Annotated in this window: 17 protein-coding genes; 12 read left to right on the top strand and 5 right to left on the bottom strand. The window is 73.8% G+C overall.

Annotated features, from left to right (window positions below):
• The first annotated feature begins 2 nt into the window (after window positions 1-2).
• The 9 genes from JQN83_RS02645 (at window position 3) to JQN83_RS02605 (ending at window position 7,350) form a co-directional block, all read left to right on the top strand.
• Window positions 3-806, top strand: a complete 804-nt coding sequence (locus JQN83_RS02645) for a CpaE/TadZ family protein (RefSeq protein WP_208565384.1) — start codon at window positions 3-5, stop codon at window positions 804-806.
• A complete protein-coding gene (locus JQN83_RS02640; RefSeq protein WP_208565383.1) occupies window positions 796-2,349 on the top strand; it encodes a TadA family conjugal transfer-associated ATPase in 1,554 nt (517 codons plus the stop codon). Before JQN83_RS02645 ends, JQN83_RS02640 begins: the two co-directional genes overlap by 11 nt.
• Window positions 2,346-3,245: a type II secretion system F family protein gene (locus tag JQN83_RS02635; protein WP_208565382.1), complete on the top strand. Its 900-nt coding sequence runs from the start codon at window positions 2,346-2,348 to the stop codon at window positions 3,243-3,245. The genes JQN83_RS02640 and JQN83_RS02635 overlap by 4 nt, the downstream gene beginning before the upstream one ends.
• Window positions 3,245-4,105, top strand: a complete 861-nt coding sequence (locus JQN83_RS02630; protein ID WP_208565819.1) for a type II secretion system F family protein — start codon at window positions 3,245-3,247, stop codon at window positions 4,103-4,105. Before JQN83_RS02635 ends, JQN83_RS02630 begins: the two co-directional genes overlap by 1 nt.
• Window positions 4,106-4,133: 28 nt before the next feature.
• Window positions 4,134-4,325 (top strand): hypothetical protein, encoded by a 192-nt coding sequence (locus JQN83_RS02625; RefSeq protein ID WP_208565381.1) that lies wholly within the window; start codon window positions 4,134-4,136, stop codon window positions 4,323-4,325.
• An 11-nt stretch (window positions 4,326-4,336) separates the two neighbouring features.
• Complete coding sequence (locus JQN83_RS32730; RefSeq protein ID WP_244251710.1) at window positions 4,337-4,843, top strand: TadE family protein; 507 nt, start codon at window positions 4,337-4,339, stop codon at window positions 4,841-4,843.
• Between the two features lie 149 nt (window positions 4,844-4,992).
• Window positions 4,993-5,469 (top strand): TadE/TadG family type IV pilus assembly protein, encoded by a 477-nt coding sequence (locus JQN83_RS02615; protein WP_208565817.1) that lies wholly within the window; start codon window positions 4,993-4,995, stop codon window positions 5,467-5,469.
• 53 nt (window positions 5,470-5,522) lie between these two features.
• Complete coding sequence (locus JQN83_RS02610) at window positions 5,523-5,897, top strand: hypothetical protein (protein ID WP_244251708.1); 375 nt, start codon at window positions 5,523-5,525, stop codon at window positions 5,895-5,897.
• Window positions 5,898-6,027: 130 nt separating this feature from the next.
• A complete protein-coding gene (locus JQN83_RS02605) occupies window positions 6,028-7,350 on the top strand; it encodes a LysM peptidoglycan-binding domain-containing protein (protein ID WP_208565379.1) in 1,323 nt (440 codons plus the stop codon).
• Window positions 7,351-7,660: 310 nt separating this feature from the next.
• Here the strand turns inward: JQN83_RS02605 and JQN83_RS02600 are convergent, their stop codons facing one another.
• Both JQN83_RS02600 and JQN83_RS02595 read right to left on the bottom strand, forming a co-directional pair.
• Window positions 7,661-8,512 (bottom strand): Rieske (2Fe-2S) protein, encoded by an 852-nt coding sequence (locus JQN83_RS02600; RefSeq protein WP_208565378.1) that lies wholly within the window; start codon window positions 8,510-8,512, stop codon window positions 7,661-7,663.
• A gap of 219 nt (window positions 8,513-8,731) precedes the next feature.
• Complete coding sequence (locus JQN83_RS02595) at window positions 8,732-9,010, bottom strand: flavin reductase (RefSeq protein ID WP_307798954.1); 279 nt, start codon at window positions 9,008-9,010, stop codon at window positions 8,732-8,734.
• A 198-nt stretch (window positions 9,011-9,208) separates the two neighbouring features.
• On the opposite strand from JQN83_RS02595, the gene JQN83_RS02590 reads away from it, so the two are divergent.
• The 3 genes from JQN83_RS02590 to JQN83_RS02580 all read left to right on the top strand — a co-directional run bounded on the left by JQN83_RS02590 (window position 9,209) and on the right by JQN83_RS02580 (window position 11,224).
• Window positions 9,209-9,976, top strand: a complete 768-nt coding sequence (locus JQN83_RS02590; protein WP_208565377.1) for a helix-turn-helix domain-containing protein — start codon at window positions 9,209-9,211, stop codon at window positions 9,974-9,976.
• Complete coding sequence (locus JQN83_RS02585; protein WP_208565376.1) at window positions 9,967-10,158, top strand: DUF397 domain-containing protein; 192 nt, start codon at window positions 9,967-9,969, stop codon at window positions 10,156-10,158. The genes JQN83_RS02590 and JQN83_RS02585 overlap by 10 nt, the downstream gene beginning before the upstream one ends.
• A gap of 310 nt (window positions 10,159-10,468) precedes the next feature.
• Window positions 10,469-11,224, top strand: coding sequence for a crotonase/enoyl-CoA hydratase family protein (locus tag JQN83_RS02580; RefSeq protein ID WP_208565375.1), 756 nt, complete (start codon window positions 10,469-10,471; stop codon window positions 11,222-11,224).
• Between the two features lie 183 nt (window positions 11,225-11,407).
• Here JQN83_RS02580 and JQN83_RS02575 read toward each other — a convergent pair whose 3' ends face one another.
• The 3 genes from JQN83_RS02575 to JQN83_RS02565 all read right to left on the bottom strand — a co-directional run bounded on the left by JQN83_RS02575 (window position 11,408) and on the right by JQN83_RS02565 (window position 15,336).
• Window positions 11,408-12,895: a dihydrolipoyl dehydrogenase family protein gene (locus JQN83_RS02575; protein WP_208565374.1), complete on the bottom strand. Its 1,488-nt coding sequence runs from the start codon at window positions 12,893-12,895 to the stop codon at window positions 11,408-11,410.
• A gap of 210 nt (window positions 12,896-13,105) precedes the next feature.
• The gene (locus JQN83_RS02570) at window positions 13,106-14,428 is read right to left on the bottom strand and encodes a cryptochrome/photolyase family protein (RefSeq protein ID WP_208565373.1); all 1,323 of its coding nucleotides are present in this window, start codon (window positions 14,426-14,428) and stop codon (window positions 13,106-13,108) included.
• Window positions 14,425-15,336, bottom strand: coding sequence for a phytoene/squalene synthase family protein (locus tag JQN83_RS02565; protein WP_208565372.1), 912 nt, complete (start codon window positions 15,334-15,336; stop codon window positions 14,425-14,427). Before JQN83_RS02565 ends, JQN83_RS02570 begins: the two co-directional genes overlap by 4 nt.
• Window positions 15,337-15,374: the final 38 nt, after the last annotated feature.

The following is a 15,374-nucleotide window of genomic DNA, read 5'->3' as shown; positions in this document are numbered from 1 at the left end:
CCATGGCCATCATCGCGCTGGTCTCCGCGAAGGGCTCACCCGGCGTCACCACCACGGCGCTGGCCTGCACCCTGAGCTGGCACCGGCGGCTGGTGCTCGCCGAGTGCGACCCGGCCGGCGGCTCGGTGCTCGCCGGCTACCTGGGCGGTGCCCTCGACGGGCCACGCGGCATCGGTGAGCTGGCCGTGGGCGAGCTGCGCGACGGCAGCCTGGAGTCGACGTTCTGGTCCCAACTGGTCGACCTGGACGCGCCGAGGCGGGAACGGCTGCTGCTGCCCGGCGTGGTCGACCCGGCGCAGGCCGGCAGCGTCGCCCCGCTGTGGCAACGGTTCGCCGACTACTTCCACACCCTGGAGAAGGGCCGGCCCGGTTACGACGTGATCGTCGACTGCGGACGCCTGCAGGTCTTCGGGCCGCCGTGGCCGCTGCTGCGCGCCGCCGACGTGGTGCTGCTGGTGACCCAGGCGCAGCTGCCCGGCCTCTCCGGCACCCGGTCGATGATCCGGGCGATCGAACGGGACTTCACCAACCACCGGGTGCCCCCCGGCACGCTGCGACTGGTGGTGGTCGGCGACGGGCACGGCACCGGCGAGATCGGCAAGGCCCTGGGGGTGCCGGTGATCGCCCGGTTGCCGCAGGACCCGCGTACCGCGCAGGCGCTCAGCTTCGGCGGCACGATCCGCGCCGGACGGCCGCTGATGCGCGCGGCGGCCGCGTTGGAGACCCCGGTGCGGGAGCTGCTGGAGCAGCGGCGGGCCCGGTTGGCCTGGCCGACCCCGGCGCAGGGGGTGCCGGATGCGGTTTGAGCCGGTCTCCCACGACCCCCGCACCCCGCCGCCCGGGGTCACCTCCACCATGCCGCCGCTGGCCCCGGTGAACGGCCGGCACCACGCCACCGCCCCGGCGACGCCACCGGCCGCCGCCCCGCCGGTACCCGCGCCGACCGCGCCACCCCGGCCGAAGGTGGACTTCGCGGTGGTCCGCGAGCTGCGCCGGGAGCTGAGCGAACGACTCACCCAGTGGCAGCGCGGCCGGGAGTTCGACGCCGACGCCGAGGAGGTCGAGCGGGCCCGGCTCGCCGTGGCCGTGGTCTCCGGCTACGCCGACGCGGTACGCCGGGCCGGCACCCCGCTCAGCGCCGACGAGGAACGGACCCTGCTCGACCAGGTGACCGCCGAGCTGGTCGGGCTGGGCCGGCTACAGACCCTGCTGGTCGACGACACCATCGAGGAGGTGCACATCCTCGGCTGCGACCAGGTGCGCATCACCCGCCACGGCGGCGGCGTCGACTGGGGTGAGCCGATCGCCGACAGCGACGACGAGCTGGTGGAGATCCTCCAGGCGGCGGCCCGCCGGGCCGGGGCGACCGAACGGTCGTTGTCCACCTCGAAGCCGACGCTTGACCTGCAACTGCCCGACGGCAGCCGGTTGGCGGCGGTGTTCCTGGTCAGCCACCGCCCCTACGCGGTGATCCGCAAGCACAACACGTTGGACGTCAGCCTCGACGACCTGGCCGGCAGCCGCCCCGACCTGGACGAGATGATCGACCCGCTGCTGCGTGACTTCCTGCGGGCGTCCATGCGGGCCGGGTTGAACATCATGGTCGCCGGGCTGGCCGGGGCCGGCAAGACCACGGTCATCCGGGCGCTGATGGACGAGATCCCGCCCGACGAACCGTACGTGCTGCTGGAGGAGAGCCGGGAACTGCTGCCGGCCCGGCGCGGCGACAAGCACCGGGCGGTGATGAGCTTCGAATCCCGGGAGGGGCACGGCGAACGTGGCCTGGACGGTCGACCGGCCGGTGAGGTGAGCATCGCCGACCTGATCCCGGTGTCGCTGCGGATGGGCGTACTGCGGATCATCGTCGGCGAGGTCCGGTCCCGGGAGATCGTGCCGATGCTCCAGGCGATGACCACCAGCCGGGGATCGATGTGCACCATCCACGCCCGTACCCCCGGCGGGGTGAGCGAGCGGATCATCGAGCTGGCGCTGGCGCACGGCCGGGAGATGACCGTCGACCAGGCCCGCCGGATGGCCGGCAACGCCCTCGACCTGATCGTCTACGTCACCGTCGAGGACGAGACCGCGATCGGCGGACGCAAGCACCGGTTCGTCTCCCACGTCGAGGAGGTGATCGGCGTCGGCGACGCCAACCGGATCACCACCACCACCGTGTTCGGGCCCGGCCCGGACGGTCGGGCCATCCCCCGCCACCTGCCGGAACGGGTCCGCGGCCAGCTGCTGCGGGTCGGCTACGACGCCCGGCTGCTGTCCCGTTTCATCGAGGCCGGGGCGGGCGCGTGGCGTCGCCCCCGGCACAGCCGCCTCGCCCCGGTGGTGCGCCGATGAGCACCATCGAACTGCTCGCCGTGGTCTCCGGGGCGGCCTGTGTCGGCGGAATGGTGCTGGCCGTGGTGGCGTTGTTCGGCACCACCAAGCCCACCCGCCCGACCCGCACCTCGACCACCGGGCTGCGTCGGCTCTGGCTCGGTTCGGGCACCAACCGGCGGGACCAGCGGGCCCACCAGATGACGCTCGGTGCGGCGGCGGTGGCGGGGGCACTGGCGTTCCTGCTGACCGGGCTGCCGGTGGTGGGGCTGATCGTGGCGGTGGCGGTGCCGGGGGTGCCCTGGTTGTTCGCGGTGGGCCGGGCCGAGGAACGGGCCATCACCCGGATCGAGGCCGTCGGCGAGTGGACCCGCCGACTCAAGGACGTCTCCAACACCGGGCAGGGCCTCCAGCAGGCGATCATCGTCACCATCGCCACCGTCCCGGACCAGATCCAGGAGGAGGTACGGCTGCTCGCCGCCCGTCTCCAGGCCGGTTGGACGGCCCGGTCAGCCCTGCTGGCGTTCGCCGACGAGATCGGTGACCCGGTCTGCGACCAGGTGGTCGCCGCGCTGATCCTGCACCTGACCGACCGGGGGGAACGCCTCGGCGACGTCCTCGGCTCCATCGCGTCGGCCGCCTCCGCCGAGGTCGCCACCCGGCGCGAGGTGGAGGCCAAACGCACCCAGCCCCGGTTCGCGGTCCGCTTCCTCACCGGGATGACCCTGGCCGTGCTGGCGTACGGGCTGGTCAACACCGAGTACGTCCGGCCGTACGGGACGTTGTTCGGTCAGGTGCTGATGGCGGTGCTCGCGACGGCGTTCATCGCCCTGCTGGTGTGGGTGCGCGCGATGAGCCAGCCCCCACCGCCGCCCCGGTTCCTGCCCCGCCCCGACCCGGCGGAGCTGGTCGCATGATGCTCAACTGGCAGCTCACCATCGCGGTGCTCGGCGGTGCCGCCATCGGACTCGGCGTGTTCCTGCTGGTCCGGGAGGTGTTGCCGGCCTCCCCGGCGCTCGGCCCGGCGCTGCGCCGACTGCACCAACCGCCGGGCACCGCCGTCACCGCCGGGCGGGGGCCGGACTGGTTGGGTGGTTTCTCCCGCTGGCTGCGCCCGCCGCACCGCCAGCTCGCCCTGCTCGACCAGACCCCCGAGCAGTACACCATGTCGATCCTGCTCTCCGGCCTGGTCGGGCTGACCATCCCGACGGTGGCGGGGGCCCTGCTCTTCCTCGCCGGGGTGAGCATTCCGGTGGCCGTACCGGTGCTGGGCAGTCTGGGGTTGGCGCTGGTCTGCGCGCTGCTCGCGCACCAAGCGGTGCTGGCCAAGGCGGACGCCGCCCGGGACGAGTTCCGCTCGGCGGTCTGCACCTACCTGGATCTGGTGGCGCTGCAGCTGTCGGCGGCGCACGGCCCGGTGCAGTCGCTGGAACGCGCGGCGGCGGTCTGCGACGGCTGGGTCTTCGCCCGCATCAGGGAGTCGCTGCGGATCGCCCAGATGCAGATGCACTCGCCCTGGGACGAGTTGCAGGCGCTGGCCGAGAAGATCGGCATCCCGGAGCTGGGTGACGTCGGGGCGATCATGCGGTCCTCCGGCAGCGAGGGCGCCCAGGTGCACGAGACGCTGCGCAGCCGCGCCGAGTCGCTCCGGGACCAGATCCGCACCGACAACCTGGCCCGCGCCGAGGGCGTCACCAGTCGGCTGGACATTCCCGGCTCGCTGCTGGTCTTCGTGCTGCTGGCCTTCGTCCTCTATCCGTTCATCGCCCGCCTCTGAGTAACCCACCTCCCCAAGGAGTCCCGCCATGCACCTCGTCACCTTCCTCTACGCGGCCACCGTGGCCCGCCTGGCCGAGCTACGCCGTGAGGCGGAGCGGGGCGACAGCCCGGTCCCGACCGCCGTGATCATCGCCGGCCTGGTGGTGGCCGGGGTCGCAGTCACCGGCATCGTCCTGACCAAGGCCACCGACTGGATGAACAGCATCGACAACCCGTGACCAGTCTCCCCCTGACCGGCTCGCGCCGGGACCGGACGGCCCCCACCGCCAGGTCCCGGTGCGCACCCCCGTGCGCGTCCACGGCCGGGCGGGACGCCCCGACCGGGCTCCGCGCCGTAGGCCGGGCCGCCCACCGCAGGCTCACCGCCGGGGGTACGGACCGGGGGGCCAACCCCGTGGAGCTGGCCGTGGTGATGCCGGCGGTGCTGGTGCTGCTCTTCAGCTCCGTCCAGATCGCCGCCTGGTTCGTGGCCCGGTCGACGGCGATGCACGCCGCCCAGAGCGGGGTGAACGCGCAACGGGTCCTCGACGCGCCGGCCGGGGCGGGTGAGGCCCGCGCCAAACACTTCCTGGGTGCCGCCGGGGACTGGCTGGTCGGCGCGAAGACCACCTGCGCCGCCACCGCCACCGAGGTGACCTGCACGGTCACCGGGAAGTCCCTGAGCGTCATCCCGGCCGTCCGGTTCGACGTCCGGCAGACCGCCCACGGCACGGCCGAACGGTGGACCAACCCGTGACCGCCCACCCGCCCCGGCGTACCTGGCGCGAGCTGCTGACCCGGCCCGCCCGACGACGTGTCCGGGGCGACCGGGCCGTGGTCCACGCCCCGCGATCCGGCAGCCCCGACGAGGTGGTCGGACCCGCCGCCGGGCACAACCCGGGCGACGTGTCGGCCGATTGGGCGGCGGGGCGTACCCGGGGATCGGTGTCGGTGGAGGTGGCGGTGCTGACCCCGGCGTTCCTGGCGCTGCTGATGCTGGCCGGGGTGGCCGGCCGGGTTGCCGTGGCCGACGAGGCGGTGGAGGCGGCGGCGCACGACGCCGCGCGGGCCGCCTCGATCGCCCGCGACGCCGGCACGGCGGAGAGCGCCGCCCGGACGGCCGCCCGCCGGCAGCTCGACTGGCGCGGCCTCAACTGTACGAGCGCACCCCAGGTCACGGTCTGGGGCTCGACGCGCAACTCCGACCACACCTCGGTGGGCACGGCGTTCCGGCGGCCGCTCGGCGAACCGGTGAGCATCTGGGTCCGGGTGAGCTGCACGGTCTCCTTCGCCGGCATGCGCTTCCCCGGGCTGCCGATGGGTGACAAACGGGTCGAGGCGACCTTCGCCTCCCCCCTGGACCGTTACCGGACCCGGCAGTGACCACGCGTCCGACCGGCGACGAGGGCCGGATCAGCCTCTTCCTCGCCGTCACCATGATCGGCGTGCTGGCGATCATCGGCGTCGCGTACGACGGCGCGGGTCAGCTGCGTACCCTGCAACGCGCCGACGACCTGGCCGCCGAGGCGGCCCGCAGCGGCGGGCAGGTGATCGACCGGGCCGCCGCGATCGAGGGCCGGCCCAAGGTGATCGACGAGCCGGGTGCCCGCGCGGCCGTCACCCAGTACCTGCGGGGCAACTCCGACGTGACCAGCCAGCAGGTCAGCTTCCCGGTGGTGGCCGGCGAGAAACAGATCCGGGTACGCGTCACCGTCGTCTACCGCCGGCACATGCTCGGCCTGATCGGCATGGACCGCACCGTCACCGTCGTCGGCGAGGCGACCGCCCGCACCCTCACCGACCGACCATGAGCCCGTCGACCTGGCGGATTCCGTCCGTTGCGCACCCAGACCGTAGGCCCGCTCACCGGGGTCCCGCACCGAGACCGTAGGCCCACCCATCCGGTGTCCCGCACCGGCAGACCGTAGGAAGGAGGGCAGCATGGCCACACCGCGTGGTTCCACTGCCCGACGTACCGGGCAGTTGCTCACCGGCTTCGGGTCGCTGGTGGTGCTGGTGGCGTTGCTGGTCGGCGCCCCGATCGCCCTGCTCGCCTTCGCCGGCAACCCGCTGCCGGACCACCTGCCCACCCTCACCGAGGTCGGCTCCGTGCTGACCAGCCGGGACGACGGCCAGCTCTTCATCCGGGCACTGGCGCTGGTCGGCTGGTTCGGCTGGGCGACGTTCGCCTTCTCGGTGCTGGTGGAGATGGGTGCCCAGATCACCCGCCGGCAGACGCCCCGGCTGCCCGGGATGAGCCGGCAGCAGCGGGCGGCAGCAGCCCTGCTGGGCTCGGTCGCCCTGATCGTCGCGGCCAGCCCGGCGGCGAGCGCGGCCGTGACGTTGGCCCAGCCGCTCCCGGCCGCCGCCGGCACCGGCGTGGCGACCACCCTGGACACCTCCCGTACCGGGCTCGGTGCCGCCCCCAGCGCCGGCCTCGGTGCCAGCGCCGGTGTCACCCACGGCGCGGTCCCCGGTTCCGGCCTCGGTCCCGTCCCCCGGACCGGCGTCGAGGACGGGAAGTCGACGGCGAAGCCGATGTACCGGGTGGCCCGGGGCGACTACCTGGGAGAGGTCGCGGAACGCTACCTGGACGACTTCGACCGCTATCCCGAAGTGGCCCGGCTCAACGACCTGCGCGACGCCGACCGGATCCGGCCGGGCCAGCTCATCAAACTCCCCACCGAGGCCGACGACACCGGTGCCCGTCGGCACGCCAGCGGCCACCTGGTCCCGAACACGCCCCGCAAACCGTCCCCGCGCCCGCCGGTCACCACGCCGGGCGGCCAGGCCGACCCGCAACACCAGGGTGCCCCCGGCTCACCGGCCACCCCGGGCAAGCCGACCGGACCCGCCGCCTCGAAGCCGACCGGTCCGGCCACCCCGAAGCCGGGGAAGATCGGTCCGGCCACGCCGCAGACGGCCACCCCGCAGACCGCCCAACCGCCCGCCGAGCGACCGGTCGGCGTGCCACCGGCGATGGCCGCCGGGGCGTCCCGGGCCACCCCGGCCGACGCGATCAACCGGCCGCTGGCCGTGTCGGCGGTACTGGCGGTGGCGAGCATCGTCGGCGCGCAGATCGGTGCGGTGCTCGGCCTGCGCCGCCGCCCCGTCCGGGTGACCGCCGGCCGCACCTCGGCCGCCCGGATCGCCGCCGCCCGCATGTCCACCACCCGCACCGCCGGCCGCACCCCGGGCCGCTCGATGGGCAGCCGCGCCTCCGCCGCCCGAGACCTGGTAACCGGCCGCCACCGCCGCGACTGACCCCCGCCCCCACCCACCCACCTCGCCCCGCCTGGCCTCGCCCGGCCTGTCTCGCCCCGTTGATCAAGAGGTTTACGTCAATTTGGAGATCAACTTTGACCTAAACCTCTTGATCAACGGGGGGATTTGACGCAAACCTCTTGATCAACGGGGATGTTGGGCCTAGGTCTCTTGATCAACGGGGCGGGGGAGAGACGGGGTAGGTGGGTTGGAGGGATGGGGTTAGTTCTTGTCGCTCCGCTGCGCGAAGGGGCCCTGGTCTGGAGGAAGGAAGGGGCCCTGGTCTGGAGGAAGTAGGTGTACTTCCGGGTTAGGGGAGGCGGGTTTCGAGGGTGCCGTCGACCACGCGGGTGGGGAGGGTCTGCTGGTCGGTGGCGGAGGGACCGTGGACGACCTCGCCGCCGTCGAGGCGGAACGCCGAGCCGTGCCAGGGGCAGACCACGCAGGCGTGCCCGTCGATCTCCTGCACCTCACCCTCACCGAGCGGACCGCTCTGGTGCGGGCAGCGCTCCAGCAGGACGGTGACCTCGTCGCCGTGCCGGTAGAGGATGACCGAGACGTCGTCCACCTCGCGGGTCACCAGCTTCCGCTGCGGCAGCGCGGCCAGCTCGGCCACCGGATGCCAACCGTCGCTCATCCGGTGCAGCTCCGAGACGCTCTGACTGACCTGCGCGCCCTGCTTGTACGCCAGGTGCCCACCGAGGTACGCCCCGGCGCTCGCCGCACCCAGCCCCAGGTAGGCCAGCGCCCGGCCGACGCCGTGCCGGCCGGTCAACCGGGCGGCGAGGGAGCCGGCGTACAGGGTGAGGCCGACGGTGTTGGCGGCGGCGTGGACGAGTCCCACCCGACGCTGGTCCCGGGAGAGTTCCGCCCAGTCGTTGAGTCCGGCCACGGCGGCGGGTAGCGCGCTCACGGTGCCCAGCGCGACCAGTGTGGTGGCTGCTCGACGTTGGCCGGGAAGCAGGTCGACCACTGCCGCGCTGATCCAGGCCCCCACCGGCACCTGCACCATCGCGGGGTGCAGCGGATGGCCCAGGAAGACGCCGTGCAGCAGGTCACGCACCCGCTGTGGGCGCAGGGTCGCCTGGACGGCACGCTGCAACCGGTCGCCGGCCTGGTCCAACGCGGCGGCCTGTTCGAGTTTCGTCATCAACGCTCGCACGTTCTCCGACTTCCCGGCTGACCGGGCCGCAAACCGGGCGGCCGGGACGAATCTGCCCTCTGCCCTGTTCAGCGGCGTGCCGGGACGCGGGCACCAACCGGCCGCGGCATCCCGCTGAATCTGCCCTTTGCCCTGATCAGCGGCGTGCCGGGACGCGGGCACCAACCGGCCGCGGCATCCCGCCCACCAGCGCCCCGGCGGGTGGGCCGCCGGCCGGGGTCAGGGGCTGGCGTCCGACCCGCGCGCTCGGGCCCACCCGAGGAAACGACCCATCAGATTCTCGGGTACGACGTTCCCGTTGAGCTGGGACAGTTGCGTACCCGCCTCGGCCATCAGGGTGCTCAGGTAGACGAGCAGGCCGGTCCGGTCCTCGCGGTACTCCGCCAGCAGGGCGAGCCGGGCCGGCTGGCACGGCCACTCCGCGCCGCAGCCCCGACACCGCCACAGTGGACGCATGGGCAGGTGCGGTCGGGTGTGGTGCAGGGAGCGGTGTCGCACTGCGGTTCTCCTTCCGGGTGGATCGGGGCCGCCCCACCCGTCCTCGGCGGGGCGGCCCCGGGCTGGACGTCGACCACCGGGTTCCTTCGCCTCCACCGGTCGCGCCGCCCTCCAGCAGATCGTGCCTCGGTGTGGTCAGACAGATACACCGCGTAGGCGTATGGTGACCAGAAATTCGAGACGTCCGATGGAGGAGTCGTGAACGATGCGCTGCGCGCGGCACTCAACGAAACCGGCTACACCACTGAATCCCTCGCCGAGCGCGTGGGTGTCGATCCCAAGACGGTGGGCCGCTGGCTGAGTGAAGGGCGGATCCCGCATGCCCGGCACCGGGTGGCCGCAGCGGAGGCACTGCGGCGGGACATCGTAGACATTTGGCCGGACACTTCAAGACGTCGTGAGCCGGTGTGGTTCCGTCCCTGGCAGGAGATCGAACGCGATGCCCTGTCGCTGCGCTGGTTCGAGCCCGCCGTCCTACCCGGCCTGCTCCAGACGGAGGCGTACGCCCGAGCCGTCCTGCTCGGTGCCGGCACGCTGCCCCGGGGTGACGTCGACCGGCACCTCGCGGCCCGGCTCGCCCGCCAGTCCATCCTGAAGCGTGACGATCCGCCGCAGCTCACGGTGGTGCTCGACGAGACGGTCCTGCGCCGGCCGGTCGGCGGCCGGCGGACCATGCACGAGCAGCTGCTCACCCTCGCCACGGCCTGCGACCAGCCGCACGTCCGGGTGCACGTCGTGCCGGCCACCGTCGGCGAGTACGCCGGCCTGAACGGTCCCTTCGTGATCGCGACGAACCCGGATCACCGGGTGGCCGGCTATCTCGACAACCAACTCCAGGGGCAGGTGATTAGCGATCTCGATGACCTCGCGGCCATGATGACAGCGTGGGAGAACGTGCGCGGCGAGGCGTTGTCCCACTGGCAGTCCGTCGATCTGATCACGAAGGTGGCCCAGACATGGAACTGAACCACGCCCGTTGGCGCAAGAGCACCCGCAGCAGTGGAAACGGCGGCGCTTGCGTCGAGGTGGCCGGCAACCTGCCCGGGATGATCGCCGTCCGCGACTCCAAGGACCCCGACGGCCCCACCCTGACCTTCACCCCCGCCGCCTGGCAGACCTTCCTCACCCGGATCACCGACCGCCGCTGACCCCACCCCGCGCCCGCGTGACACCGGGCCGCACCGGCCGACCACGCCCCGGCACCACCCGCCCACGCAGATCCCCGCCATTGCCGTGCCGATGGGCCGCCCAAGCCCCAAGGGACCCCGCCCCAGCGCAACCCGCAAGCCCTGCCCGCAAGCCCCGCACAGCAGGCAGGGCCTGCGGGCAGACGGGGCGGGCAGGCGGGGCGGGCGGGCAGGCGGGGCGGGGAGCGCACCCGCAAGCCCCGCGCAACCGGCGGGGCCTGCGGGCGCAGGCGGGGTGGCCGGGCGGGGGTGGGCGGGGGATGCTGGGGGGATGGCGGTGCATGTTGCCCGGAACGGGGCGGTGACCACGGTGATCCTCGACCGGGCGGCGTCGCGCAACGCCGTCGACGGGCCGACCGCGCGGGCGCTCGCCGACGCGTTCCGCGCGTTCGAGGCCGACCCGGAGGCCCGGGTCGCGGTGCTGTGGGGCGCGGGCGGCACGTTCTGCTCGGGTGCCGACCTCAAGGCCATCGGCACGCCGAGCGGCAACCGGGTCGAGCCCGACGGCGACGGCCCGATGGGTCCGACCCGGATGGCACTGTCCAAGCCGGTCGTCGCGGCGATCTCCGGGTACGCGGTGGCCGGCGGCCTGGAGCTGGCGCTCTGGTGCGATCTGCGGGTCGCCGAGTCGGACGCGGTGCTGGGGGTGTTCTGTCGACGCTGGGGAGTGCCGCTGATCGACGGCGGCACGGTACGACTGCCCCGGCTGATCGGCCAGAGCCGGGCGATGGACCTGATCCTCACCGGCCGCCCGGTGCCCGCTGACGAGGCGTACGCGATAGGGCTGGTCAACCGGGTGGTCGCGCCGGGTGAGGCGCGGACGGCGGCCGAGCGGCTGGCCGCCGAGATCGCCCGGCATCCGCAGACCTGCCTGCGCAACGACCGGGCTTCGGTGCTGGCCGGTGCCGGCCGGCCCGAGCCGGAGGCGTTCGCCACCGAGTTCGCCTACGGCATCGACTCGTTGGCGGCGGACGCCACAGCCGGCTCGGCCCGCTTCGCCGCCGGAGCCGGCCGGCACGGACAGTAATTCCGGCCCGGCCGGCACGAACCGCGCACCCCACCCGGCCGGCATGAACCGGGAACCCCACCCGGCCGGCATGAACCGGGAACCCCGCCCGGCCGGCGCGGACCGGGAACCCGGCCCCCTGCTCCGAGGCCGGACCGGACCGGCCGACCCGGCGGTTGCGCCGCGCCGGCCGGTGCGCCGGGCTCAGCTCAGGTCGTTCAGGGCGCTCTGGATGGCCCGGTGGAACGTCGGGTACGCATAGATCATGTGCCTCAGCTGGCTGACCGGTACGGCCGCGTGCACCGCCACGACCAGCGCCGACAGCACCTCACCCCCGGCCGGGCCGACCGACGTCGCACCGATCAGCACCCCCTGGTCGGCGTCGGCGATCACCTTGATGAAGCCGCCCGGTTCGCCACCGTGGATCCAGCCCCGGGTGGACGACGACAGCTCGGTGAAGCCGACCTGCACGTTGATGCCCCGCTCGCGGGCCTGCCGTTCGGTGAGCCCGACCGCGCCCACCTCCGGGTCGGTGAAGGTGACCCGGGGCAGCGCCCGGTAGTCGGCGCGGGGCACGGTGCCGGCGGCGCCGCTCGGGCCGGCCGCGCCCATCGAACCCCCGACGGCGCTGGCCGCGCCCATCGCACCGCCCACCACGCTGGCGGTGCCGCTGGCGTCGGGGCCGCCCTCGGCCCGCCGGGCGCGGTCGAGCACGTCGGCGACCACGATCGACGCCTGGTACATGGCGATGTGGGTGAACGCGCCCTCGCCGGTCACGTCGCCGACCGCCCAGATCCCGTCGGTGACGTGCATCCGGTCGTCCACCGGCAGGTAGCGCTGGGTGGCGTCCACCCCGACGGTGTCCAACCCCAACTCGTCCAGGTGGGCCCGGCGACCGGTCACCACCAGCAGCTTCTCGGCGCTGAACGACCGGTCACCGGCGGCGTACACGGTGAAGGTGTCGTCGTCGTGGCCGACCCGTTCGATCTTGACCTCGGTGGCGATCTCCACCCCGTCGGCACGCAACGCGGCGGCGGCCACCTCGGACGACTCCGGCTCTTCGAGGGCGAGCACCCGGCCGGACGCCTCCAGCACGGTCACCCCGACCCCGAACCGGGCGAAGACCTGCGCCAGCTCCAGCCCGATCGCCCCACCCCCGATGATCAGCAGGGTCGCCGGCAGCTCCGCCACCTCGATCGCCTGGTGGTTCGTCCAGTACGGGGTGCCCGCCAGCCCCTCGATCGGCGGGATCGACGGGCGGGTACCGGTGCCGAGGACGATCCCCCGCCGGGCCTGGAACACCTGGTCACCGACCCGGACCCGGCCGGGACCGTCGAGCCGGCCGCTGCCACGCAGGAACCGCCCGCCCTTGCCGGTGAACCGGTCCACCGCGGCCCGGTCGTTCCAGGTGTCGGTGGCCTCCTCCCGGATGCGTTTCGCCACCGGCGCCCAGTCGGCCCGGACCTGCGCCGACCCGGCCAGCCCGTCGACCCGTCGCGCCTCGGCCAGGGCGTTCGCCGCCCGGATCATCATCTTGCTGGGGATGCACCCCCAGTACGGGCACTCCCCGCCGACCAGGTCCCGTTCGACGCCGACGACGCTGAGGCCGGCCTCGGCGAGTCGCCCGGCCACCTCCTCGCCGCCCACGCCGAGCCCGACCACGACCACGTCCACCAGTTCCGGCTCTGCCATCCCGTCAGCATTCCGCACGACCCCACCCCCGGCCACCGGTCCACCCCGGAATTCCCGCCCGCGTGCACCGCCGGACCCGACCCCGCACCGCCGGACCCGACCCCGCACCGCCGGCCCTGGCCCCGCACCGCCGGACCCGACCCCGCACCGCCCGGGACCCGGCCCGGCGCAAGCGGCCCGGCACCGCCGACCCGGCCGACGGACCAGACCTCAGCGCAGCCAGACCGGGTCGGCGTCGGGCACCTCCAGCGGCGGCGGGTAGTCGAGGGTGCGTCGCACCTCGGCGGGCAGCCGCCACGGCTGGTGCACGGCCTTGCCGGCCACCGCCGCCAGCTCGGGCACCCAACGACGCACGTACCCGCCGTCGGGGTCGTAGCGTTCGGCCTGGCGGACCGGGTTGAGCCCGCGGTAGGGGCGGCTGTCGTTGCCGGTGCCGGCCACCCACTGCCAGTTGCCGGAGTTGTCGGGCACGTCCCCGTCGAGCAGCCAGCGGGAGAAGACCGCGAGACCGGGCCGCCAGTCCAGGCCGAGCACCTTGGTCAGGTAGCCGGCGGTGATCAGCCGGGCCCGGTTGTGCATCCACCCCTCGGCGTGCAGTTGGCGCATCCCGGCGTCCACGATCGGCATTCCGGTCCGACCCTCGGTCCAGGCGGTCAGCGCCGCCGCGTCGTACCGCCAGTCCTCGGTGGCCCCGCGCCGGTACGCCTTCGCCGCGATCTCCGGGAAGGCGGCGGTGACCTGGTGGTAGAAGTCCCGCCAGCAGAGCTGCCTGACGAACGGGTGCCCCCGGTCGTCGGCCCGGTTCGCCACCGCCAGCGGGGACAGGCAACCGAACCGCAGGTACGGGCTGAGCCGGGAGGTCTCGTCACCGGCCAGGTCGTCGTGGATGTCGTCGTACCGGCGCAGGGTCGGCAACCACTGCGTGAGCCGGCGCTGCCCGACGGTCTCGCCGCCGACCGCGGCCTGCGGCGACTCGCCCTTCGGCAGGGCCGGCAGCCGGCCGACCGCAACCCCGTCGGGCAGGGTGACCCGCCGGGGCGCGGCCAGCTCCTCGCGCCACTGCGCCACCGACCAGACCCGGTGGTAGGGGGTGAACACCCGGTAGTGGTCGCCGCCGCCGGGTCGCAGTGCCCCCGGCTCGACGATCGTGACGCCGGGGAAGAGCCGCAGGGCGAGCCGGTGCCGGTCGCACTCGGCGCGCAGCCGGCGTTCCCGGCGGTGGGCGTAGCGGCTGACGTCGGCGGACAGGCCGATGCCCTCGGCACCCACCTCCCGGGCCACCCGGACCGCCTCGGCCACCGGGTCACCCCGGCGGATCACCAGGTCACCGCCGAGCCCGCGCAGGGTGTCCCGCAGCTCGGCGAGGCACTGGTGCAGGAACCGGGTGCGGTTGGGCGAGTGGTCGGCCAACGTCGGGTCGAGGACGTACAGCGGCACCACCCGGTCGAAGGCGGCGCAGGCCGTCGCCAGCGCCGGGTGGTCGTGCACCCGCAGGTCGCGGGTGAACAACACCACCGCCGTACGGCCGCTCACGTCAGGGCCGGGCCGGGCACCACGACCGGGGTGCCGGTACGGGTCAGCAGGGCCTTCGCCGCCACCGCCAGCCGTCGCCGCTGGGGCACCACGGCCCGCTTGACGAACACGTCGTAGTCCTGGGCGGCGACCTCGTCGAGGATGCCGCCGTAGAGGGCGTAGGCGGTGCGCATGCACGCCTGGGAGGCGGGGGCGAGCAGGGTGATGCCCGGCGCGGCGGCGGCGTAGTGGGCCTGGGCGCGGGTCACCTCGTACTCGATCAGGTCGCGGATCTTGTCGGTGCTGTGGCCGGCGGCCTGGGCGGCGAGCAGGTCCTCGCGGGTGACGTTGAACTTGGCGAGGTCCTCGTCGGGCAGGTAGGTGCGGCCCCGGTCGAGGTCCTCGGCGACGTCCCGGATGAAGTTGGTCAGCTGGAAGGCGAACCCGAGCTGCCGGGCCGGTTCCCGGGCGGCGACCGGGTCGGAGCTGCCGAGGATGGGCAGCATCATGGTGCCGATGACCGCCGCCGAGCCCTCCATGTAGTCGAGCAGGTCGTCGTAGGTCGGGTACGACATGACGGTCAGGTCCATCGCCATGCTGCGCAGGAACGACGCGAAGTCGGTCCGGTCCAGGTCGAACACGGCGATGGTGTGCAGCACCGCCGGCAGCAGCGGGTCGTCGACCGGCTCACCGTGCAGGCCGGCGACGAAGCGGGAACCCCAGGCGTCCAGCCGGGCGGCCCGCTCGGCGGGGGGCAGGTCCTCGGTGCGGTCCACGATCTCGTCGGCGTAGCGGGTGAACCCGTACAGGGCGTGCACGTGTCGGCGTTTCCATGCGGGGAGCAGCCGGGTGGCGAGATAGTAGGTGCGCCCGTGGTGTCTGTGCAGCTCCTGGCAGCGGGCATAGGCAGCGGTGAGATCGGTGTCCACCGGGCCTCCTCTGATTCGACGCAGCAATCGACGCAACT

The sequence above is a fragment of the Micromonospora antibiotica genome, from assembly GCF_017599305.1.
Taxonomy (GTDB): domain Bacteria; phylum Actinomycetota; class Actinomycetes; order Mycobacteriales; family Micromonosporaceae; genus Micromonospora; species Micromonospora antibiotica.
This window is presented reverse-complemented; position numbering and strand designations above follow the sequence as displayed.

Excerpts from the sequence above, each read along its gene's own strand:
- JQN83_RS02635 (WP_208565382.1), top strand. The coding sequence starts at position 2,346 with ATGAGCACCATCGAACTGCTCGCCGTGGTCTCCGGGGCGGCCTGTGTC.
- JQN83_RS02610 (WP_244251708.1), top strand. The coding sequence starts at position 5,523 with ATGATCGGCGTGCTGGCGATCATCGGCGTCGCGTACGACGGCGCGGGT.
- JQN83_RS02605 (WP_208565379.1), top strand. The coding sequence starts at position 6,028 with ATGGCCACACCGCGTGGTTCCACTGCCCGACGTACCGGGCAGTTGCTC.
- JQN83_RS02625 (WP_208565381.1), top strand. The coding sequence starts at position 4,134 with ATGCACCTCGTCACCTTCCTCTACGCGGCCACCGTGGCCCGCCTGGCC.
- JQN83_RS02630 (WP_208565819.1), top strand. The coding sequence starts at position 3,245 with ATGCTCAACTGGCAGCTCACCATCGCGGTGCTCGGCGGTGCCGCCATC.
- JQN83_RS02580 (WP_208565375.1), top strand. The coding sequence starts at position 10,469 with ATGGCGGTGCATGTTGCCCGGAACGGGGCGGTGACCACGGTGATCCTC.
- JQN83_RS02585 (WP_208565376.1), top strand. The coding sequence starts at position 9,967 with ATGGAACTGAACCACGCCCGTTGGCGCAAGAGCACCCGCAGCAGTGGA.
- JQN83_RS02640 (WP_208565383.1), top strand. The coding sequence starts at position 796 with ATGCGGTTTGAGCCGGTCTCCCACGACCCCCGCACCCCGCCGCCCGGG.
- JQN83_RS02645 (WP_208565384.1), top strand. The coding sequence starts at position 3 with ATGGCCATCATCGCGCTGGTCTCCGCGAAGGGCTCACCCGGCGTCACC.
- JQN83_RS02575 (WP_208565374.1), bottom strand. The coding sequence starts at position 12,895 with ATGGCAGAGCCGGAACTGGTGGACGTGGTCGTGGTCGGGCTCGGCGTG.